General features: G+C 48.5%; 31 protein-coding genes and 1 tRNA gene. 16 read left to right on the forward strand and 16 right to left on the reverse strand.

Features of this window, described 5'->3' with window-relative positions; all coding sequences use genetic code 11:
* The first annotated feature begins 3 nt into the window (after positions 1-3).
* From IMZ38_RS00050 to IMZ38_RS00070, 5 genes are read left to right on the forward strand one after another with little or no spacing between them, the layout of a single operon-like run.
* Positions 4-888 (forward strand): NADH-quinone oxidoreductase subunit H, encoded by an 885-nt coding sequence (locus tag IMZ38_RS00050; protein WP_193436200.1) that lies wholly within the window; start codon positions 4-6, stop codon positions 886-888.
* The gene (locus IMZ38_RS00055) at positions 881-2518 is read left to right on the forward strand and encodes a hydrogenase large subunit (protein ID WP_193436201.1); all 1638 of its coding nucleotides are present in this window, start codon (positions 881-883) and stop codon (positions 2516-2518) included. Before IMZ38_RS00050 ends, IMZ38_RS00055 begins: the two co-directional genes overlap by 8 nt.
* A complete protein-coding gene (locus IMZ38_RS00060; RefSeq protein WP_193436202.1) occupies positions 2515-3036 on the forward strand; it encodes a 4Fe-4S binding protein in 522 nt (173 codons plus the stop codon). Before IMZ38_RS00055 ends, IMZ38_RS00060 begins: the two co-directional genes overlap by 4 nt.
* Positions 3029-3499: an NADH-quinone oxidoreductase subunit B family protein gene (locus IMZ38_RS00065; RefSeq protein WP_193436203.1), complete on the forward strand. Its 471-nt coding sequence runs from the start codon at positions 3029-3031 to the stop codon at positions 3497-3499. Before IMZ38_RS00060 ends, IMZ38_RS00065 begins: the two co-directional genes overlap by 8 nt.
* Positions 3489-3758 (forward strand): hypothetical protein, encoded by a 270-nt coding sequence (locus IMZ38_RS00070; protein WP_193436204.1) that lies wholly within the window; start codon positions 3489-3491, stop codon positions 3756-3758. The genes IMZ38_RS00065 and IMZ38_RS00070 overlap by 11 nt, the downstream gene beginning before the upstream one ends.
* Here IMZ38_RS00070 and IMZ38_RS00075 read toward each other — a convergent pair.
* The 4 genes from IMZ38_RS00075 to IMZ38_RS00090 all read right to left on the reverse strand — a co-directional run bounded on the left by IMZ38_RS00075 (position 3748) and on the right by IMZ38_RS00090 (position 8062).
* Positions 3748-4599, reverse strand: a complete 852-nt coding sequence (locus IMZ38_RS00075) for a DMT family transporter (RefSeq protein WP_193436205.1) — start codon at positions 4597-4599, stop codon at positions 3748-3750. The two genes, IMZ38_RS00070 and IMZ38_RS00075, sit on opposite strands and share 11 nt — an antisense overlap.
* Positions 4600-5050: 451 nt before the next feature.
* Positions 5051-5254 (reverse strand): RNA-protein complex protein Nop10, encoded by a 204-nt coding sequence (locus tag IMZ38_RS00080; RefSeq protein ID WP_193436206.1) that lies wholly within the window; start codon positions 5252-5254, stop codon positions 5051-5053.
* Positions 5251-6048, reverse strand: a complete 798-nt coding sequence (locus tag IMZ38_RS00085) for a translation initiation factor IF-2 subunit alpha (RefSeq protein WP_193436207.1) — start codon at positions 6046-6048, stop codon at positions 5251-5253. The genes IMZ38_RS00080 and IMZ38_RS00085 overlap by 4 nt, the downstream gene beginning before the upstream one ends.
* Position 6049: 1 nt before the next feature.
* Positions 6050-8062 carry a hypothetical protein gene (locus tag IMZ38_RS00090; RefSeq protein ID WP_193436208.1) on the reverse strand — a complete coding sequence of 671 codons (2013 nt, stop codon included), beginning with the start codon at positions 8060-8062 and terminating at the stop codon, positions 6050-6052.
* 98 nt (positions 8063-8160) lie between these two features.
* On the opposite strand from IMZ38_RS00090, the gene IMZ38_RS00095 reads away from it, so the two are divergent.
* Positions 8161-8559 (forward strand): hypothetical protein, encoded by a 399-nt coding sequence (locus tag IMZ38_RS00095; protein WP_193436209.1) that lies wholly within the window; start codon positions 8161-8163, stop codon positions 8557-8559.
* Positions 8560-8561: 2 nt separating this feature from the next.
* On the opposite strand, the gene IMZ38_RS00100 is transcribed toward IMZ38_RS00095, so the two are convergent.
* From IMZ38_RS00100 to IMZ38_RS00150, 11 genes are all read right to left on the reverse strand, one after another.
* Entirely contained in the window at positions 8562-9050 is a 489-nt protein-coding gene (locus IMZ38_RS00100) for a hypothetical protein (protein ID WP_193436210.1), read from the reverse strand.
* A gap of 8 nt (positions 9051-9058) precedes the next feature.
* Positions 9059-10201: a DNA primase small subunit domain-containing protein gene (locus tag IMZ38_RS00105; RefSeq protein ID WP_193436211.1), complete on the reverse strand. Its 1143-nt coding sequence runs from the start codon at positions 10199-10201 to the stop codon at positions 9059-9061.
* Positions 10179-10925, reverse strand: a complete 747-nt coding sequence (gene pcn, locus IMZ38_RS00110; RefSeq protein ID WP_193436212.1) for a proliferating cell nuclear antigen (pcna) — start codon at positions 10923-10925, stop codon at positions 10179-10181. Before pcn ends, IMZ38_RS00105 begins: the two co-directional genes overlap by 23 nt.
* Before the next feature lie 60 nt (positions 10926-10985).
* On the reverse strand, positions 10986-11330 hold the full coding sequence (locus IMZ38_RS00115) for a transcription factor S (protein WP_193436213.1): 345 nt from the start codon (positions 11328-11330) through the stop codon (positions 10986-10988).
* A gap of 30 nt (positions 11331-11360) precedes the next feature.
* A complete protein-coding gene (locus IMZ38_RS00120; protein ID WP_193436214.1) occupies positions 11361-11579 on the reverse strand; it encodes a hypothetical protein in 219 nt (72 codons plus the stop codon).
* 130 nt (positions 11580-11709) lie between these two features.
* Positions 11710-11988, reverse strand: a complete 279-nt coding sequence (locus IMZ38_RS00125) for a DNA-directed RNA polymerase subunit L (protein WP_193436215.1) — start codon at positions 11986-11988, stop codon at positions 11710-11712.
* 16 nt (positions 11989-12004) lie between these two features.
* On the reverse strand, positions 12005-12631 hold the full coding sequence (locus IMZ38_RS00130; protein WP_193436216.1) for a DUF2067 family protein: 627 nt from the start codon (positions 12629-12631) through the stop codon (positions 12005-12007).
* 4 nt (positions 12632-12635) lie between these two features.
* Positions 12636-13190 carry an exosome complex RNA-binding protein Csl4 gene (locus tag IMZ38_RS00135; protein ID WP_193436217.1) on the reverse strand — a complete coding sequence of 185 codons (555 nt, stop codon included), beginning with the start codon at positions 13188-13190 and terminating at the stop codon, positions 12636-12638.
* A complete protein-coding gene (locus IMZ38_RS00140; protein WP_193436218.1) occupies positions 13177-13833 on the reverse strand; it encodes an METTL5 family protein in 657 nt (218 codons plus the stop codon). Before IMZ38_RS00140 ends, IMZ38_RS00135 begins: the two co-directional genes overlap by 14 nt.
* Positions 13827-14819, reverse strand: coding sequence for a 2-(3-amino-3-carboxypropyl)histidine synthase subunit 1/2 (locus IMZ38_RS00145; RefSeq protein WP_319637050.1), 993 nt, complete (start codon positions 14817-14819; stop codon positions 13827-13829). The genes IMZ38_RS00140 and IMZ38_RS00145 overlap by 7 nt, the downstream gene beginning before the upstream one ends.
* 36 nt (positions 14820-14855) lie before the next feature.
* Positions 14856-15380: a 50S ribosomal protein L16 gene (locus IMZ38_RS00150; protein WP_193436219.1), complete on the reverse strand. Its 525-nt coding sequence runs from the start codon at positions 15378-15380 to the stop codon at positions 14856-14858.
* 109 nt (positions 15381-15489) lie between these two features.
* Between IMZ38_RS00150 and IMZ38_RS00155 the strand changes: the two genes are divergently transcribed.
* The 10 genes from IMZ38_RS00155 (at position 15490) to IMZ38_RS00200 (ending at position 22448) form a co-directional block, all read left to right on the forward strand.
* Positions 15490-15590, forward strand: a tRNA-Leu gene (locus IMZ38_RS00155).
* A 147-nt stretch (positions 15591-15737) separates the two neighbouring features.
* Positions 15738-17078, forward strand: a complete 1341-nt coding sequence (locus IMZ38_RS00160) for a signal recognition particle protein Srp54 (RefSeq protein WP_193436220.1) — start codon at positions 15738-15740, stop codon at positions 17076-17078.
* Complete coding sequence (locus IMZ38_RS00165) at positions 17038-17616, forward strand: hypothetical protein (protein WP_193436221.1); 579 nt, start codon at positions 17038-17040, stop codon at positions 17614-17616. The genes IMZ38_RS00160 and IMZ38_RS00165 overlap by 41 nt, the downstream gene beginning before the upstream one ends.
* Positions 17579-18904, forward strand: coding sequence for a tRNA pseudouridine(54/55) synthase Pus10 (locus tag IMZ38_RS00170; RefSeq protein ID WP_193436222.1), 1326 nt, complete (start codon positions 17579-17581; stop codon positions 18902-18904). Before IMZ38_RS00165 ends, IMZ38_RS00170 begins: the two co-directional genes overlap by 38 nt.
* 68 nt (positions 18905-18972) lie before the next feature.
* Positions 18973-19290, forward strand: a complete 318-nt coding sequence (locus IMZ38_RS00175; protein WP_193436223.1) for a 50S ribosomal protein L21e — start codon at positions 18973-18975, stop codon at positions 19288-19290.
* 38 nt (positions 19291-19328) lie between these two features.
* Positions 19329-19694: an RNA polymerase Rpb4 gene (locus IMZ38_RS00180; RefSeq protein ID WP_193436224.1), complete on the forward strand. Its 366-nt coding sequence runs from the start codon at positions 19329-19331 to the stop codon at positions 19692-19694.
* A gap of 33 nt (positions 19695-19727) precedes the next feature.
* On the forward strand, positions 19728-20360 hold the full coding sequence (locus IMZ38_RS00185) for a DUF655 domain-containing protein (RefSeq protein WP_227410874.1): 633 nt from the start codon (positions 19728-19730) through the stop codon (positions 20358-20360).
* Positions 20361-20410: 50 nt separating this feature from the next.
* Positions 20411-21160 carry a 16S rRNA (adenine(1518)-N(6)/adenine(1519)-N(6))-dimethyltransferase RsmA gene (gene rsmA, locus IMZ38_RS00190; protein WP_227410875.1) on the forward strand — a complete coding sequence of 250 codons (750 nt, stop codon included), beginning with the start codon at positions 20411-20413 and terminating at the stop codon, positions 21158-21160.
* Positions 21161-21225: 65 nt separating this feature from the next.
* On the forward strand, positions 21226-21753 hold the full coding sequence (locus IMZ38_RS00195) for a methyltransferase (protein WP_227410934.1): 528 nt from the start codon (positions 21226-21228) through the stop codon (positions 21751-21753).
* Positions 21750-22448, forward strand: a complete 699-nt coding sequence (locus tag IMZ38_RS00200) for a TrmH family RNA methyltransferase (protein WP_193436226.1) — start codon at positions 21750-21752, stop codon at positions 22446-22448. The genes IMZ38_RS00195 and IMZ38_RS00200 overlap by 4 nt, the downstream gene beginning before the upstream one ends.
* Before the next feature lie 21 nt (positions 22449-22469).
* Here IMZ38_RS00200 and pyrH read toward each other — a convergent pair whose 3' ends face one another.
* Positions 22470-23153 (reverse strand): UMP kinase, encoded by a 684-nt coding sequence (gene pyrH, locus IMZ38_RS00205; RefSeq protein WP_193436837.1) that lies wholly within the window; start codon positions 23151-23153, stop codon positions 22470-22472.
* Between the last annotated feature and the right edge of the window lie 74 nt (positions 23154-23227).

The following is a 23227-nucleotide window of genomic DNA, read 5'->3' on the forward strand; positions in this document are numbered from 1 at the left end:
CATGTGTTCGAGATAATACTGGTAGGGATCGTGTCGGCCGTGATGCTTATACTACCCTTACTGCTCGACGGGTTGGAGAGGAAGGTTAAAGCAACTATTCAAACACGAATAGGACCTCCCGTAACTCAAACACTATACGACTTCCTCAAACTCATGGGCAAGGAGGTTAAACCCTTCACGGGCTCCGCCTTAGCCACCTACATGGTGTTGCTAACCATAATTCTACAGCTCTCATCACTGATTGCTCTAAACTACTTCATCATCGTGGAGAGGAGTTTTCAAATCCTGTTCACAGGGCTAGCTTTATTCCTGGTTGCTCAAGCATCAAGCACTATGACACCCCTCCTCGTTCCAAACCCGTTTTCACAGATAGGAGGTTATAGAGAAGTTGTTGTCTCCCTTGTGAACGAGTTTACAATGATAATTTCTGTTGGGGTTATCTCCTTCATACTGGGAGGGGGAGCCGCCTACCCATATACTTACATAGGGCTTTTATCCGCCATGATAACATTGTTTGTAACGAGCTACGTGAGCACCGGGCGCCCGCCCTTCGACATTGCTGAAGCAGAGGTTGAGCTTGCATCAGGGGTTTTCGTAGAGTTCAGCGGACCCTTGCTCGCAGCCTATGTTTACGCCTTGTTGAGTAGGAGGCTCCTTGCGAAAATGGTTCCCCTCGCGATCATTCTGCAAGCCTTAACCAGCCCAGGGCTCCTGACACCCCTCATCCTACTACCGCTAATAATTGTAATGTGGGTTATCTACGGTGTTGCCGCCACGGTGGTTGGGAGGACTAGGATAGATCTTGCTCCTGCAAGCCTTCTCAAGCTTTATATACCTTTAATGGCATTGTCTATAACAGGGTTATTGATAGGTGTTTATTATGCTTAAAGATCCTTCTACAATAGATAAATACGTAAAACTAGCGGAATCCGCCGGCGCATCGATAACCGTGGACGGTGACACAGTCCACATAGTATCCAAGCCGGAGCACCTCCCCGGGTTAGCTGGAAAGCTCTTCAACGAGTTTAAATGCGTTCACAGAACCTGTGTTGCAACCGATGAACGACCCTTAAACGGCTTCTTCTCACTCACCCATCTTTTCACAGACGACGCCAACGGCTTGTACATTACTTTGAAAACCTATCTGGAGGGAGACAAGCCCAGGGCGCCGAGCATTGTTGACCAGGTCCCTGCTGCAGACTGGTGTGAAATGGAGGCGCGGGACCTGGTTGGAATAGAGTTCGAGGGCAGGAGCGCCTACAGGCTTGTCCTACCGCCCGGCTGGCCCTCAGAGGTCTACCCGTTGAGGAAGGATTTCCAGTACGATAAACGCCCAAACATGATTCCCGTGAGCGAGAAGGTGTCGGTTACCGAGGAATCCTCGACTGTGCCAGTGGGGCCGTACCATCCCGCGCTCCACGAGCCCGAGTACTTCGAGCTGTATGTTGAAGGAGAGAGAGTGGTCGACGTCAAGTACAGAGGTTTCCACGTTCACAGAGGTATTGAGAAGCTTGGAGAGTCGAGGATGACTTACCAGCAGGTAAACTTCCTAGCTGAGAGAATATGCGGGATATGCGGGTTTGAACACAGCACTTGCTACGCTCTCGCGGTTGAGAAGGCTGCTAAGCTCGACGTCCCCGAGAGAGCCCAGTTCATCAGGAGCATAATCCTAGAGGTTGAAAGGCTTCACAGCCACCTCCTCTGGCTCGGCGTGGCCTTCCACCTAGTGGGTTACGACGCAGGCTTCATGCACATGTGGAGGATTCGCGAGAAAGTAATGTATCTTTCAGAATACCTCACAGGGAGCAGGAAAACCTACGGGATAAACCTTGTCGGGGGAGTGAGGAAGGATATTAACGAGGAGAAGAAGTCAAAGATCCTGGAGACCCTGGAGACTCTTGAGAAAGAGTTCAAGGAGCTAGTAGAGGTAGCGGTCTCCGTGCCCCAGGTTAAGCGGAGGCTGACCGGGACCGGTATCCTACCGAAAGAGGATGCTGTCAAGCTGGGGGTTGAAGGCCCTGTTGCAAGAGCTTCAGGCATAGATAGAGACGCTAGAAGAGACCTGCCCTATGCTGCTTACAAGCATGTATCTTTCAAAGTACCAGTCTACACTGAGGGAGACAACATGGCGAGAGCCCTGGTAAGGGTTGACGAAACTTTAGAGTCTATCTCGATGATAAAGCAACTCCTCGACCAGATACCGAAGGGCCCGATACGTCTCGAGGAATTCGACATTCCCCCAGGTAGAATAGGAGTCCAAGTCGTTGAAGCCCCGAGAGGAGGCGATATCCACTTCGTGATAACCGGCGAGGGCAAGCCATACAGGTGGAGGGTTAGAGCTCCAACATACAACAACATCCCTGCTTTAAAAGTGATGCTGAGGGATCAGCCCTTGGCTGATGCCCCGTTGACAATAGCAAGTATTGACCCATGCTTCTCCTGCACAGACAGGGTTGTAGTGGTAAAGGAGGATGGATCCGTGCTCAAGCTCAACCTGACACAGGGTGTTAAACTATGAGTGAAAAGCTCAAGCCGGCTAAGCTCATAGTAATAGCTACTAAATCGGGAAGAGTAACCAAGAAGTATCCTTACGAGGAGCCTCTCGTATCCCCTGATTTCAGAGGGTTAATAGAGATAGATGAGAGCAAGTGCATTGGATGTGGAGCCTGCGTTAACGCGTGCCCGCCTAACGCTCTCCAGTTGATTAGTGATAAGGAAACCACTGTAATCCGCTACTTCATAGGGAGGTGTATCTTCTGCTGGAGATGTATCGACGTCTGCCCCGTAGGCGCTATTAAAGGGACAAGGAAGTTCGAGCTAGCCACAGATGATGCTTCAGACCTCTACGTGCACGTGGTTCACAAGAGAGCTAAGTGTGAAACATGTGATAGAGAAGGAGGGACTCAGAAAATGCTGTACTACGTGGTGGAGAAGTCGCCGGTCACTGAGGAATACCTTAACGACTGCCCTGACTGCAGGAAGAAATCCTTCGTAGAGTCGGTAGCCAAGAGAAGAACAGGTGGTGTTAGTGAGTAAGTTTTTAAAGAAAAGCCTCTGGGTTTTCCACCTCAACACAGGAAGCTGCAACGCTTGTGATATTGAAATACTCGACGTTCTAACACCCTTTCACGATGCTGAGAGATTCGGGGTGAAGCTTGTAACCTCACCCAGGCATGCTGACGTCATACTTCTAACAGGTCCGATAACGCTTGAAGCTCTCCCGAAAGTAGTCAACGCGATAGAGGCTGCTCCAAGACCCAGGGTTGTAATAGCGCTCGGCTCTTGCGGAGTAGGGGGAGGTATCTGGCATGATACTTATTCAACGATAGGAGGGATTAAAGGGCTTCAGAAAATCCTCGAGGAGAAGGGTGTTAAGGTTGACGCTTTCTACTATGTTCCAGGATGCCCTATAAGGCCTGAAGCCATACTGTACGCTGTTGCAATGTTCAAGGGCCTTGTATCGAAGAAGGTTAAGAGCGAGATCAAGCATGCAGAGTGAGAAAGCCCAGGTATACCTGTGCAAGTACACGTACTATGAGACACCGTTTTCAAGACACTTCATTAGTGGTGTAGCGAACTGTATTGAATGGGGCAGTATTGGTCTAGACGAACTCAGGAAAATCCTCGCGGTAGAACACTACGAGGTTTTGATGAGAGAGGGGCAGGTAATCCTGACCGAGCCGAGATATTACGGGGCTTTAACAGGACAGGAGTATAGTGGAAGAGAATACATAGTGCTCAAGTTGATTAAAAAGTAGTTTTCAAGAAACCAATGCTTAATCCAAGAACAGTTACAAAAGTTCCAATTATACCGCTGGAATCAGGCTTCTCCTCGTTAACTATTATTGAGAAAACCCTCCCAACAACAGGGGCTATGAGTGTAGGGAGGGCTGAAACCTGAACACCTCCTATGCTTAAAGCTTTAATGAACAAAGCCATCCCTAGTCCAAAGCTTAAACCTCCAGCTAAAAAGCCAAGGATGAATCCTTTTCGAGAAAACGATTCCTTAACAACCCGCGACCCCTTAATACTTGATGCAAGAGTGAAAACATACAGGTTTCTCACCACGGTTAGGAAGAAGGGATCCCCGTGCAGGGTGGCAAGCCTTGAGAAAATAGTGCTGAAACCCCAGAAAACGGCTGTGAGAAAAGCCGATAAGTACTCTCTTCTACTTGAAACACTCCCATAACCCCTGTATATCAAGCTCACGCCGAAAACCGCTAGCAGGGTCCCTATCAGGATGTGGTAGTCAGGGGTTTCGCCTAGAATTAAGATGGAGATGAATTCTGCTACGAAAACATACATGTAGCCTATGGTTATAGCGTTCCCGCCGCCTATGCCCCTGATAGCTTTAACGTAGAAAATATCCCCGAGAAAGGGGCCGGATAAGGCGCTTAGAAATATTATCAGCAACCCTGTGAAATCCGCTTGATACGTTGGAGAAATCGTGAAAGTGATGATCAACGTGAGGAGAAACGCGTAGAAAGCTCTCACACCGTTAACAGTGACCGTGTCTAAGCCTTCCCCATACTTTTTAATCACCACAGGGTTAAACCCCCAGAGCACCCCGGCGATCAGTCCGTAAATCATCGGCAGCATTGAGTACCCCTTTATTCATCAAAACAGGGATGCGTTAAAATAAATTACCAGTTTCAGAAGCGCCGGTGGAGAACCGCCTTGAGGGCGTTAAAACACATCGAAGCCTTTAACCCGTTATCAACCAGGGGCGGGAGCCTCCTGGAGTGCTTAAGGCTGGATCTCTGAAAACTTTATAAGCACAGTAAGTAATGGTATTCTAGATTGGAGAAGGGCGTGCAGAGAGCCCGTGACCCGGGTTCAAATCCCGGCGGCGGCGCTCTCTCAATTCTTACACTTTGAAAAACAGGTGTAAAGCACGAGGATTTCTTTGAAACATTGAAAAGGGGAGAAGGGCGTGCGACAGGCCCGCATACTAGGCCGGGCTATACTACGGCGGCATACACAGTTTGATATATCTTCAGTAGGAGCTTTTAAATTTTAACCATTAAACTGGAAGCAGGAATCCTGGAAGCTATACTGGGACATAGTAGGGTTTCTCATCTAGTTTAAGTACACCGCTAAGCTTCTTCATCTTAACCCTGTACTCCACGTACTTGTCCTCCGGGCTGAACCTCGGCGGGTGAGGGACCACTAGTTCTGACCCGCACACCGGGCACTTAGAAGCTGATAAAGTATATCTACCGCATCGCGGGCACTTTCTCATCAACCAGTTCAAGCCTTCTCCTCCTCAATACTTAACTCTATGTGATTGCTTCTGCAACACTTCTCCAGCGTTTCAACAACCTCCGCCATGAGGGTTTCAGCGGATTTATAATCCTGCGAGTACAGGTCTATAACATATCTTGGGGAGCCGGTCACGTATATCTCGTGCTTCACGTTTTTCCCGTTTAAAACCTCAGAGACCTCTCCGAGACACTTTCTTATCCTTTCAACACCGTCAGGAGTTATGGAGCGCATGACCAGTATTCTCCTAACCCTGACCTCCTTAACCTTTACATGCTTCCCTGCCTCCTTTATAAGAGCGTCAACCCATTCCTGCGGAACCCCCGCTTTCAACAGTACCTGAGGCCCTGTGGAAACAGCCTCCTCGATAGCGTACATCGGGTCCCCGTAGGCATCCTCTAGCCGCCAGATAACCTCCCTGTACGCGTCTTCAATCTTCTTTCCAACCTGCTGGGCGACAATCTCCGTTATCTTGCAAGCCTTCACATATCTTTTCCACCATAGAAGCTTCCTCTTCCTCTCATTATCCGCTACCTTCTTAAGCGAGACATCTACCTCCTTCTTCCTCCTATCAACCCTGATCACTTTCACAACAATCTTCTGCCCCTCCCTCACAACCTCCCTGATATCTCTAACCCATTTCGAAGCAACCTCGCTCCACGGGAGGAATGCTTTCAGCCCATTATACTCGTCCAGTGTTACGTAGGCACCGTAGTCAAAAACCTCTACCACTGTGCCTATAACGTAATCACCCACGTTCGGCAACTCCTGCCTAGCTATCGGCATTTCAAAACACCCCGCTTAAACCACTAACGTTTAATCTGTATATTAAAACAGCATAATTAACCTCATATGAATAGTATGATACTGTTACCGAGTAGACTGGTTTAGCGGAGACGTTGACTAGTTCAAAATACTTTAACGTGCTTGAAAGCTTGCTCTGACTATACAGGACGTTGTAGACGTTGAAACCTGCCTTGGACAAGCCGTCAACGATTACTGCGGCAAGCAGTGTTTCACCGCCTTTAGTGTTCCAGGCTAGTGGAACCTCGTAAACAGTCCTGCCAACACCAGTATTAATGAACTCCAAGTACGACTTGTTCATCAGTGACGAGTATACTGGAAGCCTGTACAAATCCCCTGCCGCGGCATAGTAAGGTAGCTGTACCCCATACAGGGAGGAAACTCCTGGAATTACTGCTCCAAGATACGCGTTATTGGATTTACCGCCTGTGAGGCCTATGCTGAAAGCTGTTGAAACAACCAGGTAGATTGTTGAAACCCCGGTTGTTTCAGAAATATTCTTCAATATTTTCACAGCCGTTAACTCATCGCTCAACAATACCCATGACGTAAGCCTCTTGTAGCTTACATCGCTCAACGGGGTTGACAAAACCTTAACGCCACCTTCACCGCCAACATATCCGAGCACCCACCATGAGTAATCCCAGTAGGAGACTACGAGGACGCCGCCGCTTGTGCTTGACAAGTTTGTTTTCAACGCCTCCAGCGCTGAAGCCCATGCGCTCTCGTTTAAAAGCTTCTCTCCAACGCCCAGGTAGAGGTCCATGTCTGCTAAGTAGATGCTTGGCTTAGCCGCCATTACTGATGCTGAGTAGACAGCGTTTGCTGCTACGCCGCCAGCCAGAATCATTATTGAAAGCGCTGCAAACAGTATTCTCCTCCTGAAATTCTCAACGATCATTGATGAAGTAAACAGTGAAGCAAGCGTGATCCCTACTAACGGTGCCAGGAATACTAGGGATAGAAGCGCAGATGTGGGATCCACGTAAGGGAGGACAAGGCCGAGGAGGAATCCTACAGGGAAAACCGTCCTGTCAAACCCTCTCCCTGCTAGGATCTCGCTTCTGGAAAACACTATCAACCCCATCAAGCTGAAAATACCGAGGATCCCGTAGTCTATGACAGGGTTAAATCTCCGAGAGAATATTTCCGCGTAACCCGTTAACAACCCTGTTTTCAACAAATATATTGATAGAAGGGTTGAAAAGATCGCGAGGAACAATGCCGCGAAGAATTTAACGCTTGCTTTCTCAAAGCTCTTATAGGATAATCCTGCAAGTATAATGGGGGCTCCAAGCCAGATAATCCCCAGCATACATATGCTTGCCAAGTAGCTTGTCCCAAGGAAGAGTACTGGGATAGCATAGGCTGCTAACCAGGCTGTTAAACCATGAATGCAGAGTGAAGGCTCCTTCTCATAAAGAAGCGCTAATAGAAATGCAACGCCAGTAACCACTGACAACGCCCATGAGCCAGGGTAGAGCGTTAGCGCAAGCCCGTAGACGGCGGTCACGGCGATAAGAATTATCTTCCTCCTCGTGGACAAGTATAGGGCTGTAAGCGCTACAGCCAGCAATCCTGTGAACACCCAGGCTGGGAACCCGTAGTTGCTGGGCTTAAACCAGTATATGAAAACCGGGGACGTGGAGAGGAGCAGTGTTGAAAACCCCGCGATGAAAGCATCCTTGAAAACCAGGAAATAAAGAAGGAATGCTGATAGGAGGAGGGACATCCCGCCTATCAATGCTAGTTCCATGGGCTGAATCCTTAAGGCGTTGACAGCGTAGTACACTGTTTTCAACACCCATGCGCAGGCATTGTGGAATGCCCCGCAATAATCTTCGAGACTACCCGAGGTCTTAGCGTAAGACACTATCCAGGCTGCAGCATCGTCTGGAATGTTCTGGTAAGCAGGGTTAAACATGAATGCAAGGTAAACATACAGTGTTGCAGAGACTATTAGCAAAGCAATGCCTGCGACAAACCTAGCGTTCATTCAACCACCATTTCTAACTGCTTACTTTATTCACAGGTCTGTCAAGTAATAAAGATTTTTATTCAAAGCAGGAGATACTTGGAACCGTGGAGATGTTGATGAAGGATCGCTTTAGAAAAGAGCTGTACTCGCATCTCGTCGAATACGATGTCGTACTAGATAAGGCGAGAAAATACTCCCTCATACTCGCAGGAGTATCCACCGTTGCTGTGCTAGGGAACTGGGTCTACAACATCATGAACCTCCAGTACTTCAACCCGAACAGTGCCACACAGCTAATAGCGATTTCAATACTGTACTCATCACTAATCCTGTTCTCCGCAGCAATCGGCTTCATACTGCCACACTTCTCAACCTATGTGAGGCCAAGGGTTTTCAAGGAGATGAAAGATGAGAGAATCCGGGTCCTGCTTCAAACATCCATGCTCATAATACTGTCAATCACTCTGGCTATAACCTTCTTCATAGCTTACAGCTTCTACGCGCAAGTTGTTTAAAACTAACCAACGTTATCTGAATACTCTACGATAGGGTGTTTCAACGTTACTAAGCAGTCTTGAAGAACCCCCTTAACCAACTGAGCCTGGGTAAGCAGGGCTATGTCGCCTTTACGGAAAACACTGTCGTCAAGCCTGCAGTCGCTTGTGAATAAAACCAAGTACTTGTTGCCGAGCACAATGTTTTTCGCGGACAGTATAGCCTGCTCAGCCTTAACCAGTCTCTTAGCAAGCTCCAGCACTTCTCTATCGAAGGATTCTGGCAATTCCTCACCTCCCAATACTGTTTTAACAACCCTCGTCCTCGACAACATTTCAGCGTCCTGCTCCAAGTTTGCAACCATGTCTCTAACAATGACCCTAGACCTGGCATCACCCACGTCTAACCCTAGAAACGCCTTCTCAACCAACCCCCTGACTTCTCCAATCCTGCTAGAAGGTATTACTTGAATGTTCCTGGAAAACATTTCATCTCTGATTAAACGTATCAACGGGCTACTCAAGCCTTAACCTCCAAGGATTTTATATTATATAAATGCGCCAAGCCCTTTAAAACCACATACAACGCGTCCTCTGCATCCAGTTCCATTTTAACCCCTTTGCGAAGATCAATCCTGTTTCCATATATTGGTAAGCCTGGAAAATCAACCAGCGGGGTTACCGAGATTTTCCCCTTGAACGGGGAGAGGTCCTTGTACGTGAAATCCATGAACTTAGAGACATCGCTTACTTCAACAATCTTCAACCCTGATTTACAGTTCAAGCTCCCAACGAACCTGGAAAGCCTTGACAAGTCCATGGTTACAACCTTATCTATCGACACGCAAACGCTTTGCAACATGATTGAGAGCTCGTCCACGCTTATAGTGAATACTTCCTCATTCCTCAACCTATCCTTCCGTAGGATACCGGCTTTCTCAGCCTCAAGCTTCACCCTTCTCCTCAACCCATACTCCACGTTGGAGAATACGACTCTTTCCTCCCTCTTAAACCGGTAGGTGGGGAAAACCCTTTCTTGGTCAAGGTTTTCACATGAAACATAGTCAGCAATCAGCCTTCTCTCTTCGCTGTTTAAAGTAAGCACTGACTCATCGGATACTCTAACGTGGAAGCCTCTGTTACCGGAGAAGAAGATTTTCACATCCTTAAAGCCCAGGTCGCTCGTTAATATGTCCTTGAGCTTGACAGCTTCTTCAAGAGCCCTCCTAACGCAATCCCATGATAACAGGGGGATTTCCAAAGGCTTGCCGCCGCTCTTGCACGAGTCAGGCTTAACATCGTAAACCTGGTTATCCTTGATGCAGACGTAGTATGATTCGCCGCAACCCTGGTACTTGTCAGCGTCGATATCGAATATCAGCTCCGAGCCCAGCCACCCCTTAGCCTCCATGGGCTGTGCTGAAGGGTTCTCGTAAAGTGCGGAGGAGTAGTAGAGGTGGAGAGGGGTCTTCTTACTCAAAATATACTCGTACAACCTGTCCATGTAGGCGAAAGAAAGATGTCTCAGGTAAGCCCCATCCTCAAGGCTTTCAAGAGCTATTTCCCTCTTATGAATCTCGGGAGGAGGTTGTAATGGACGCTTCTTGTAGTAGCTCCTTATAATGTTCCTTAAAACAATACTACTCTGATCTCGGAGCGACATAGAATGTCAGCTTGCCCTCTTGAGGTAAGCCGTACTCGAGTTTGATAGGTGCATCATTGCCAAGCTCTATGTAAACATACTCTGAAACCTGGGCGGCAGCCGTTATGTTGACCAGGTAGTCTACTGTGAAGCTGGAGGTAGAGTGTGAAGCTGCCTCGAACTCTAGAAGGGCGCCGCTCGCAACTGAAAGCTCCACCTCTGCCTCGGCAATATCGCCGGATGCTTTAACAATGATCTTCTCCTCCTCAGGAACTGCTTCAAAAACGATTGTATCGCTAATAGGCTCCATTTCTTTTACAACGTCTTTGAGAATCTTGGGAAGCATCTTGGCCTTCACGGGCAAGTTCAGTGATAGCTCAGGAATATCCTGGGCGGGGATATCTAGGTTTGGAATCATGAACCTTCTAAAACCCCTGCCTCTGAAAACTATGGAGAGCCTGCCGTCCGGGGTCTTCTCAAGGATTAGCTCGTCACCTTTACCAGCTCTTTTAAGGATTTTTGTGAAATCCTCCATTCCAACGCCGAAGTAATCCTTACTCTTAACATCGTAAACAGTAAATGCTTCCCTAGGGTAGACGAATTCAACGAGGACGATGCTAGATGGATCCAGAGCTCTAAGCCTCAATCCTGAATCATCTATTTGAAAAGCAGCCTCGTCAATTATCTTGGCTATAGAGATCATTGAATACCTCCATACCCTGGCGTCGCGGAATTCAAGCCTCAAAATCCTCCCCCATATATACTCTTTAGATATGTGAAGTGTTAAATAAAAACACGGCTGGAACTACTCGTACTCCCGCCAAGTGTGACCGCATTTAACGCATTTGTAAAACCTTGTCGGCGGCTCGTCAGCAGCCCTTGTCTGAATCATCCAGTAGTATGCCTCATGGTTGCCGCATTTAGGACACGTAGCCTCTTTCGTAACAGGCAGTTTAGAAGTGTCAACATCGCCGACAACTATTGTCTTCTCTCTCGTAGAGTGCTCGATCTTCGATGAAACCTTATACTTCTCGAGCTCTCTTTCACCAGCTTTCATCCTGTAACCACACTTAACACAAACCAGCTCCGTGGTTTTCGACGACTTCACCGGTTTCATTAACCCTCCGCACTTGGGGCAAAACCTAACCATTCAAACCACCATGTTGTTTTAACTATGGTTTCAACACACTTTTATAGTGTCCTCGCTTTGAAGGCTAGGTAGGTAAATATTGTTCAAACACTTTATTAACTTCAGCACTAGCGAGCACTTCTCCCACTGCTTCAACAACGCCTCCCCGCCCTCGAAAACCCTTAATCCTAGGAAGCCGTAAGCGTATTTATCCCCGGTGCAGTTAACAATGAATGACAGCTCCTCCCTAGTTTTTAGATATGTTAACAAGTCTCTGGGGTTTAAAACGAGTGACCGAGGGATTACGGTGAGTTCTTCTAAAAATTTCCCCTGTAAGTTGCCAGGACAAATGTTTTATCAGACTCTCCTATGGTGAGAACCCTGGACTCCTTCTTAACGCTCACCTTATCGAAGCCTCCACCGCATTTTTGAAATCGCTCAGCTCACTCTTTATCTTATCCACTATCTCCCTCAATACTTCCCCGACATCCGCGCCTTCTTGAACAGTTATCACGAACTCTATCTCCTCCCTTAAAGGATGCGGGACACGGTAGGATGCGTAAGCTACTTTAGGATGCCTCAACGCCTCCTTCATCAACAGGTTGCCGAGCGTGTGATCCTCGCCTTTAATCTTGATCGCGAGATGATTAGAAGTTTTCGCTAAAACCTCGATCTCCACGAAACCACCTCATCCGTTAAGAAGAGGATACTCGATATTTCTTAATAAATTCATCGACCCCTTTATCCCATTCAACAGCCAGTGATAAAAGACCGTTCATCTCGTTAATCGTTAAGTGTCCAAGCCTCAGTGACTCGCTTACAATGTCTTCAAGACCCAGACCTGTCGCAACTATCAGCGTTGTCAAATAATACTTCCCAGCCGTCCCCTTAACCCTATCCCTGACCAGGGCGACAGCAGCATCTATTCGATTAATCAAATCCATGAGCACATCCAAGCCCGCGTCAGTATATATGGCTTCATCCATGGAGGAGTAGCTTGCTTTAAAGCCTTTGAGACCCAGCAGCTTAACCAGGACCATGGGCGGAAACGTCTTACCCGTTTGCCTAGCCAGGGATTTCAAGGAATACTTAACCAACCCCTTCCCGCCCGGCCTTCCCGAGCGCTTAAAATACTCCTTAATCACCGCCCAAGCCTTCTTGATATCGGTTGAGTACCCGTACATTTCTATTAGCATTCCATCCTCCCTAACCTCGTACTCAACAGTATCGATCGAGGGAAGCTTCTCCGAAACTCTCTGTATGATTTCAACGCACTCGTCGTGACTGCAGTTGACGTAGAATCTTCGCTTAACCAGTGGCAAGTAATCACCTTAAAACATACAAGTATCCAACCCCTATCCTCCTGGTCTCCACGCTTCCGCAGGAAGTGCACTGGAGCTTGTCCCCTGCCTTGTATAGAACCTCCCCGCACACGCTACACTTAGCTGCTATAACCCCTAGCCCGGGATCCTTGATTGAAACCTGGTAGGGGATCGTGCTGTTTATCACTCTAGCCCTCACTATATCGCCAGGTCTTAGAACATCCCACATTGTCTTCACGTACTCGCTTGAAACCTGCGTCACGTGGAGTATGCCTGAGAAGTCTACTGGGGCACCGTTAGCATTGTAGATGTTCAGGACAGCTATGTCATCGCTCACGCTTAAAACAATTGCCTCAACCAGGATTCCAGGCCTCAGCCCTAGCTCGCGCTTGTTTGCTGGGCGAACCGTTATCGTCTTCTTCAACTTATCCATCACGACGGTTCCAACCACCAGCGCTCTGAGATAGCCTTTCTTGTCTACGTAGACTCCTTGAACCGGCAGAGCCTCCTCCTCAACTCCCAAGGCTTCACCGGGCACCACTGCTTTAGCATTGCTCATCGGAAACCACCCTTCTTAGCACTATGAATAAGCTTTTAAACCTATATATCCTTGACCTGTGGGTTTCGAAAACCATTGGAATCTCGAAATCAAGTATTTCCGTAAGCTCTAACCTGGAATTATAGGAGGCGGCCAGGTCTTTCAAAATCTTTAACAAGCCGGGTGAGTATTTGTGAATACTGTAAACACTCTTGGCATACTGCAGAGCCCTCCTCAGGAAGGCTACGTCAAGCCCCCTGTTCTCCCTCACCACTCCGAAAGGAGGGTTCATGACAACAGTGTCCACGTTGGAGAAGCTCAGCTGTGAAGCATCCGCGACGATGAAAAGTATTCTCGGGCTGTACTCGCTGAAGTAATTGTTTAAAACGCTCACAGAATGCTTAACCGCTTCCTCATCAATATCCACGCACAAGCCTAGCCTAGCTCCCAGTAGAAGAGAAGCGTAGAGAAGCCTCCCATCACCGCATCCCAGGTCCGCAACACTCCTACCCTCAACATCACCGTTCATGAAAGCCCTCCACGACATGTGGGCCACTATCCAGGAAGGAGTAGGATACTGCTCCAAGCGTCTCTTCAAGCCTTTGAGGCGGGGTATTTTAGAAATTATTATCTCAACCGTTTTCTTATCGAAAACCTTCACCATGGGAAAACATACTCCTCCCTGCCCTCTAAAACCATTAAGAGCTCCCCCGGTGTGAGAACGGGCTTGTAGAAGTTGGATAAGTCATCTATGGGGAGTCTCGGACAGCTCGCCACCACGTAGAAGTCCAGCTTCAAAGAATTGTCTATCGCGATCAACCTATCCATGGTAAGGTAAGTCGAGGATATCACGTACGCCTCATAACCCTTCCTGCCCGCCAACTCCTTCAAAGCCTCAACCAGCCGGGGCCTATGCTGCCCAGGCAACCCCCCGGTTATTATCCCCAGCGTTCTCATCGAGGAGTTCTTAACCTTGGAGACAAGGTAAAACCTCTTATGCAGGTGTTTCGAAAACTCACGGGAATAATCCATGATGGACTCTCTGTAAGGATCAATGCTCACGAGAGGCTTTCTCAGGGATAAGTAGGCTCCAAGGTGGTGGAACAAGCCGCCAGCGATCAGTAGGTGCGCATCAACCTTTTCGTCGAGAGCGGCAACAGGTGTGTAAATGCACCCGAGAACGGGCTGTTTCACCTCGTAAATCACGAATCCCTTACCTGACAAGTACTCTCCTACTTGACTACGAATCCTAGCCTCCACGATGGTTGATGAAACAGATACCGCGGCAAACCCTTGGGCTTCAAGATGCTTGGACAGGCTTTCCAAAAACTCAGCGCCCAGTAGCTTGTTAAAGTAGACTGGCAGGTATAGAATCCTTCTCCCAATGCTGCCTAGCCCTGTGAAAGGATATTCGAGATGCCCGATGTGGACGATGCTGTCCGCCTCGAGAACCTCGGCCTCCCATAAAGGAATATCGCAGGCACCGTACCCTGGGCTTGAGGAATAGTATACTTCTATGTTGGAAGGGATATTTTTCCCTACGCAAGAATACAGGGGTTTTAAACCATCTGGCGCGTGGAGAAGTATTTTACGCGGCTTCTCCTCGTCGAGAAACCTGTTTAAAAGGTTGAAAGGGATTTCGTAGTCAATGCATAAATCTTCTCTGAAACAAAACGCTTCATCTCGCTAAGCCGGGGGTAAACCCTCCTTCAAGGGTTGCACAACCACTCTCGTAGGCAGTGGAAGCTTGCTGCCAGCCACTCTCAAAGCATCCTTGCAGGCTTTCAAGTGCTCCTTCTTAACCCTTACAACAATCACTTCGTCGCCTGGGAAAACCCTTGCAGCTGTTCCAATGGGTTTGCCGAACGATAGCCTCATGCCATCCTGCAAACGGTCAGCACCTGCGAAAGCCATCATCTTGTTCTCCCTTATAACATGGTGCGGATACTTAACAACCTTCAAGTAGAAGTTGTTCTCGCCAGCGGCCGTTGTCAACACTTTCAAAGCCATGACACGGGAGGCTTCCAGAGCGTTATGCCTTATCTGCCCCGGTTCCTCGACTACAAGCTTCACTTCGTAGTCGTAGTCCAGCTTGGGATTCCCCATTTCGAACTTAGAGATCTTCGGCTGCGGCACGCCTGGAATGTACTCTCTCCTAGTGTAAGGCGGGCCGCTGAAGTGCGTGTAGCATCTCGCAGGTCTTAACGGCATGGCTTCCTACCCCTGGAAACCATAATTTTTAACAGGTATTTATATATGACTACTCCCCGGTGCAGAGTAAAAGTTAAAGCATGTGTTAAAACATTAATATCATGAGAACGCGGGGGTGCCCGAGCTTGGCCAAAGGGGGCGGACTCAAGACATGCCCAGGGAGAGATCCGCTGGCATAGGCCTGCGTGGGTTCAAATCCCACCCCCCGCACTCCTAATTGTTTCATGAAGCAGGCGCTGGAGAATACTGCAATCCCTACTACTCCACTATACGGCAAAGATGACGAGCTCGCGGATCATCCAACTTTTCCTTATTAATAGGTAGTAAGGGATTATTAGAGTAGGTAAGTGGTTGAAAATGGTTTTTGAAAACCTTAAAGAATCTATTGCAAAGTTTTTCAGGTCGGAGAAGTACGAGGAAGCCGTGAACGAGTTTATCAAAGACCTGCAGAAGGAGCTTGTAAAATCCGATGTCAACCTAAACCTTGCTCTAGAAATAACGAAGAAGATTAAGGAGAGGGCTTTAACACAGGAGCCTCCGATCGGGGTTTCGAGAAAAGAATGGTTCTTGTCAATCGTTTACGAGGAACTGGTTAAGCTGCTCGGGGGTGATTTAAAACCCTCAGTAAAGCCTGCGAGGAAGCCCTGGATAATAATGCTTGTCGGGCTTCAGGGAAGCGGTAAAACCACCACCGCTGCCAAGCTAGCCTACTTCTACAAGCTCGAGGGCTATAAGGTTGGGCTGGTGGCTGCTGATACTTTCAGGCCGGCCGCGTACGACCAGTTGAAGCAGCTGGGGGAGCAGATAGGTGTCCCGGTTTACGGCGACCCCTCGGTTAAAGATGCTGTGGAGATTGCTACACGAGGTGTGAAATACTTCATAGACAAAGGGTTTGAAGTAGTAATCATTGATACCGCTGGCAGGCATCATAAAGAAGAGGACTTGCTGGAAGAAATGAGGATGATAAGCAGCAGTGTTAAGCCAGACGAGATAATCCTGGTGATCGACGGGTCAATAGGGCAGCAAGCATACAATATTGCGAAAAAGTTTCACGAAACAACCCCTATAGGCTCAATAATCGTAACCAAGCTCGACGGCACGGCGAAGGGTGGTGGAGCGCTCTCAGCTGTTGCCGCAACAGGCGCCCCCATCAAGTTCGTGGGTCTTGGGGAGAAAATCGAGGATTTCGAAGTGTTCAAACCCTCCAAGCTTGTTGGAAGAGTCCTAGGCTACGGCGACATTGAAGGATTGGTTGAAAAAGTTAAGAGGATACAGCTGGAGTTCACCGAGAAGGATGTTGAAGACTTGATGGAGGGGAGGCTTAACATGAGGCTTGTGTACAAGCAACTGGTCAGTCTGAGGAAAATGGGGCCGTTGCGAAAAGTCCTCCAGATGATCCCGGGGCTTGGAGTGAAAATCCCGTTTGAAATAGACCCGAAAGACCTCGAGGTCAAGCTATCCAAGTGGCTTGCAGTGATCAACTCTATGACATACGAGGAGCTTGACAACCCGGAGATCATAGACAAGTCCCGCTTGAAGAGGATTGCCAGAGGCGCGGGCGTCGACACGGAGTATGCGAGAGAACTGCTGAAACAGTATGACATGTTAAAGAAGCTGAGCAAGCAGCTCAGGAAGAGGAAGGATCTTTTAAAGAAGCTTGGAGAAGGATTCAATGTCCAGGATTTACAGGCCCCATAGGATAGTAATGGTGAAGCAGGAGGACCCGTGTAGCTCGGCGGCCGAGCTGAAAAACATTATCCTGTACTCGTTGATCATTAGCCACGGGATAAGGGTTGACACCGACCTGCTTGTTTCAACAGGGAACTTACTGTTCCTGCTCAAGGGCTCGGACCTTAGACACCTGCATGCTCAGGAAGAGAGTATTCTCGGGTTCGTGAGAACGGTTTTCTGCAAGCACTCTCTCCCACCAGGTGTGAGATTGTTTACCACGGGAGCGTCACACCTGCTCATGGAACCCGGTAATGTGCTACTGACAAGTCAGGGTGAGAGAGTTGTTGAAAATCCTCAAGCCATTCCTTTAAGCAAGCACTTTGTGATAGCTAATCCCCGGGAACTCCCCGGTTCTGTATTCAACGGTTTAGAGGGCGTTGTTAAATTACCGGTGAACAATAATTTAGAGTTAATTATTGTAGCGCACTATGTGTTAGACAGAGCGTACGGTGCCTGGGTGAGGAGGCGTGGGAGAATCGAGCATTTCAACCCCGCTAGACTTTAACAAAATCGTAAAAGACGTTGAGAAAACACTGTCTAAGTATCCTTTATGCGATCACTGCTTAGGCAGGCTTTTCGCCAAGTACGGGGTTGGCTTGAGCAATCGTGAAAGAGGGTTTTCGCTTAAAACAATGCTCGGGTTCAAGCTGCATGATGATTACTCGTCGAAGAGGATTGGAGAAGACCGTCTCTACGCCCTGGCTGAGAACAGCGGGGAGCCCTTGACCCGGATGCTCCAGAAGCTTTTCACGCAGAATGTGAGTCCGAGGAAGTGCTTCATCTGCGGTGGGAGGATTAGCGATGAATGGCTGGATTCCCTTGCGGAAGCGGTTTACGAGAAGCTGAGAGAAGCCTCCGTGACACGGTTCGTGATAGGGGTTAGGCTGAGCAGGAAGTTGCGTGAAAAGGAGCTGTCGCTGATTGCTGAAGCAGGTTTCACCAGGGCTGAGTCCTTGAAGAACGAGGTTAAGAGAGAAGTAGGGAAGAGGGTGATGATTAAATACGGGCTGATGCCGGATTTCGAGAAGCCTGAAGCAACTGCGATAGTAAAGCTTGATGAAGACCTCAACCACAAGGTTGAGCTAGTGATAACCCCGGTCCTGCTGAAAGGCGTGTACAATAAGAGAGGGCGCAACATCTCACACGTTCCATGGTTTACGAAGCAGGGTGGGAGGAAATACCCCTTGAGCATTCAAGAATACTTGGAGTCCCGGTTAACGATTCCGTTCAAGGCTAAAAAAGTGAAGATTCATGCCGCCGGGAGAGAAGATGTTGATGCTAGAACGCTTGGCCCAGGCAGGCCGTTGGTGATAGAGATTGTTGAACCACTCGTCAGAAGCTACGATATTGGAAACATTAACGAGCTGATCCGTAGCGATCTCGTTGAGGTAAGAGTTAGTGAGCCAGCTAGTAGGAGGGATATTGAGCTTCTAAAGCAAACCTCCAGGGAGAGGAGGAAAGTCTACAGGCTACTCGTAATCTCGCCCACCCCTGTCAGCGAGACACAGCTGAATGAGCTGGAAGCGTTCTTTAGAAACGTTAGCATCCAGCAGAGAACCCCTATAAGAATCCTAGCCCGTAAGAAGGATGTCCTCAGGGTGAGAAAAGTCTACGAGGTTAGAACAAGGCTGGTCACTTCCACAAGCTTTGAAGCACTGGTATACTGTGATGGAGGCTTATACGTTAAGGAGCTGGTCCACTGTGACCAGGGCAGGACCAACCCCTGCTTCGCAAGCATCCTCAACACCGAGCTGAAGCCTGTTGAGCTGGACGTCCTCTACATCGAGCACTGAAGTTTAAGATAAAGTTAAAAACGGGAGTTTTCAATTCTGTATTAAGAAATGCTGAGAGGAGTTAACAAATGGTTAGAGCTCCAAGAGGCTTACGCCATAGGACCAGGAAGTTGTTGAAGAAGAATGTGAGAGAAAAGGGGAGCGTGCCTCCTCTAAGCCTGCTACTAGTAGAGTATAAGGAGGGAGACGTAGTCCACATTAAGATTAACCCTTCCGTGCACGAGGGGATGCCGCACAGGCGATACCATGGCAGGACAGGTGTCGTGATAGGGAGGAGAGGATTATCCTACATAGTGAAGGTTATGGCTGGGGATAAGGAAAAGATTTTGTTCGTCAGGCCGGAGCATTTAAGGCTGGCCTCGAGCAGCCAGGTCAAACCAATTTAAACTCCTCCACTCATATATAAGTTAGGTGGTGTGATTATTTGAGCGAGATACCTTTGCTCGAGGAGAAGCCCTTAACAAACCCTGAAGCGCTTAATGAGTTGAAGAAAGTAATTGATAGGCTGCAGGCGCAGGGCGTGCCCATACCCCTGTTGCTTACTCGAACCTACGAGTATTTGAAACGCTTTTCCAAAATACCGTATGAGAAGGTGGGCGAGGTCAAGGAGTTTTTAAGGTCGAAAGGTCTCAGGGAAGAATCCATAGTAATGATTGTAAACATATGCCCTAAAACCGTGGATGAGTTGAGGCCTCTTCTAGAGCTCGAGGAGAAAGTCTTGGAAACAGCTGTGGCTGAGGAAATAGTAAACTTTGTAAGCCAATACTGTGTCGAGAACACCGGTAAGTAAGCATCACAAATCATGTTCTAAATGGTGGTTTACATGTCTCTTTTCAGGCCAGATAATCCTAGGCGGCAGGAGCATCCTTGGGAAAACTCGATGATAGTGTTGGATTACATGGAGCTTGGAAACCCTTCAGACCGCCATTACGAGCACAGAAACCAGCCGCTGGTTCAGGGCGTGGGCACCAAGTACTTCACCCTCCTGGAGGCAAACCCCCTGCCAGCTGTCAGGATCGATATCCTGGAGAAGGTGGAGCTGGGATATCCCAGTAAGGTGAAGAGGATTATTCAGATCCACTACGACGATCTCACAAGCATGGCGAAAGCAAACCTGCCCGAGGCCTTGAAGATGATTATAAACGAGAATGAAAAGGTCTTCGTAGAATTCTTCAACATCGCAGACCCTGTTAACATCAGGCTCCACGCTTTAGAACTACTGCCCGGTATTGGTAAGAAAACGATGAGGCTCATACTTGACGAGCGGGCTACTAGGAGGTTTGAAAGCTTCGAAGATATAAGGCAGAGGGTTAAGATTGAGCCGGTCAAGATAATCATTGAGAGATTGTTGAAGGAGTTCATGGGCGGGGAGAAATATTACTTGTTCCTGAAGCCGAGGGAGAGGGACGCGATATATCTAAGATACTTAGAGAGGCTTTACGGTGAAATATTATAGAGCTCCCGGAGCTTGACAGGGCATCGCTTGTCTCATGGACTATTAACACTTTGAAAAGACATGGGATAAGGCCTTCGAAAAAGTTAAGCCAGAACTTCGTGGTAAACCCTAGGCTAATATCCGATATTTTATCGTTAACAAGTAGCGAGGACACTGTAGAGATTGGGTGCGGGATAGGAACCCTCACAATATTCCTGATCAACAGGGTCAGGTCCCTGGCCTGCGTCGAGTATGATGAAAGAATGATCAGAGTCGTCGCCAGCATTGTTAGAAACCCCCGGTTCATACCTGTTAGAGGGGATGCTTTAGCAACAGGGGTTGGAAGACCCCAAGTAGTATCCAACCTGCCCTACCATGTAACATCCGACATGCTCATAATGATTGCAAGGGATAATTCTGTTTCAAAGGCTGTTCTCACCCTTCAAAAAGAGGTTGGGGATAGGCTGGTCGCCAAGCCCGGTTCAGAATCCTACGGAAGGCTCAGCGTGATAGTGCAACTACTCTTCAATTTAAGAGTTGCAGGAGTCTACCATCCCGGGTCGTTTATCCCGCGGCCTAAGGTAGCGTCAAGCCTGCTCCTGCTTGAACGCAGGAGAACCTATGATAGGGTGGTTGAAAAGGTTGAGCATGTGACAAGGGCTTTGTTCAGCCAACGGAGAAGAAATGCTAGGAGGGTTGCAGAGTCCCGCCTAAGCCTTAGCGCCGAGGTTTTAAACAGGATTATCCCATCTGATAAAAGGGTTTTCGAGCTAGAGCCCGAGGTGTTCCTCGCATTAGCGGAAGAATTAGCGAGTACATAGTTGGAGAACTGAGAATCATCGCTCACGGAAACGTTTATAAGCCGAGCGATGACACCTGGCTACTTATCAACCTGGTAGATGAGGTAAAGCCAAGTGGAAGAGTCTGCGTCGACCTGGGCTCAGGGACAGGTGTGGTGGGTTCTCACCTGGTTTCACAAGGTTATTGCCAGCTAGCCGTGCTCGTGGACGTGGTGGAGGATGCGCTGATATCTAGCAGGGACACTGTAGAGGCTAACAACCTGTCCAGCAGAGGCATTGTGATCACCAGTGTTGAAGCCCTTAACGACGGCTCCGTGGACATGGTAGTGAGCAATCCTCCCTATCTCCCAGCATACGATCCCGGCAAGATAGATATCGCTACTGAGGGAGGTGTGAAAGGCTATGAGACGGTGGCCTACTTCATCAGGGAGTCCTCCAGGATTTTAAAACAAGGTGGTTTCCTATTCCTGGTCTACTCCTCGCTAACCGGGGAGGAGGCTGTTGAGTCCCTGCTTGCGGAGAACGGTTTCGAAAAGATCAAAACGACTGTTTCAAAATTCTTTTATGAAGAAATAAAGGTTGTTTACTGTAGGAGAAAGGGGCAGGCTAAATGATTAGGGTTGTGCTCGTAGGCATAGAGGGTGCTTACAACCTCGGCGTGATCTCAAGGACGTGTGTTAACTTTAAAGTGAATGAGCTCTACCTTGTCAACCCGTCAGCATCGGTAGAGGAGGCATTACTGTACTCTGCGAAGGGAAGGGAATTCCTGGAGAAAGCCGTCGTTGTCAGCTCGCTTGACGAAGCTCTTAAAGGAGTTGACGCATCCGTGGCGACAAGCGCTAAAGGGTATTCACCGGGCGACGTGCTCAGGCAAGCCATTGATATCGAGACCTTCACCTCCCAAATAGCCCCCAGGATAGGGAGAATGGCTCTTGTCTTCGGCAGGGAGAGCACAGGGTTGACTAGAGAGGAGCTTGCTAAGACGGATTTCATTGTTTCAATACCGGGCAACCCGGAATACCCTGTTTTAAACGTTAGCCAAGCAGTAGCAATCTTCCTGTGGGAGCTGTGGAAGATTCGCAGGGAGCAATCCCTAAACATAGCCCCTTCCGCCCCTCGCGAGGAGGTTGAGGCCCTTATATCCCTGGTTGACAATATTTCGTCGGCAATTATTTCCACGCCGGAGAAGGCTAGGAGAGCGGGGCTTGTGTGGAGGAGGATTCTGCACAGGGCGAGGCCCACGGCTTACGAGGCGCGTGTTTTAAAATACTGGCTTTACAGGGTCAGGAGCAAGCTTGGCGGGGGCTAACGGGGAAGGATGTGCGGGAAACTACTTAGGTAGAATCCTGGTGCCAGGGTTTAAACCGTTAAGCGATTCAAATATTTTCTCAGGGTTTTTGAAGAATATCAAGCGTATCTCAATCCCGCTCCTAACCGCCATGTCGAGAGCCTTATCATCGATCAAAGCGTACTCTCCAGGCAGTTGCTTCTGCGCAAGGATTTCCTTGAGACGGGTTGCTGTTATTTCTTTAAAAGGCTGGGCATCACTATGCTTCGCCGGATCCTTGTCGTAGACGTAATCTATTGCTGAGAAGTAGTAGAGGACGCGTGCGCCCACAGCTTCTGCTGATTGAACAGCCACAGAGGCTGTGGACTGCCCGGGTATGAGCCCGCCTGCCACCAGGACATTGCTGTAGGGTAGTGCTGAGAGAAGCTCGTTGAGCGATTCATAAGGCTTAGGGTAGGCCCTCCCCTCCATGCCCGCGATGAGTAAGAGAGCGTTGAGCCTGGATACGTCTATCCCGATCAGGTCCAGCCAGTAGTTCGAGGTCACTCCAATGTTCTTAGCCATATCAATATAGTGTCTTGCTAAACGTCCCCCGCCTGTTATAACGATGAGCTTGTACTTCTCCGACAGCGTCTTCAAAATGCTAACATACTTCTCGATCAACCCTGATCCTTCGTCGAAAGCCTTCCCAGTTATCTTCAACACCAGTGTGTTCAAAACAATCATCTCCAAATCCTCATATAGTACGGACTTTATTTTATAAGTAATTCCTTAACTATGATTATCACTAGTGCATGGTG

The organism is Thermosphaera aggregans, assembly GCF_014962245.1.
Taxonomy (GTDB): Archaea; Thermoproteota; Thermoprotei_A; order Sulfolobales; family Desulfurococcaceae; genus Thermosphaera; species Thermosphaera chiliense.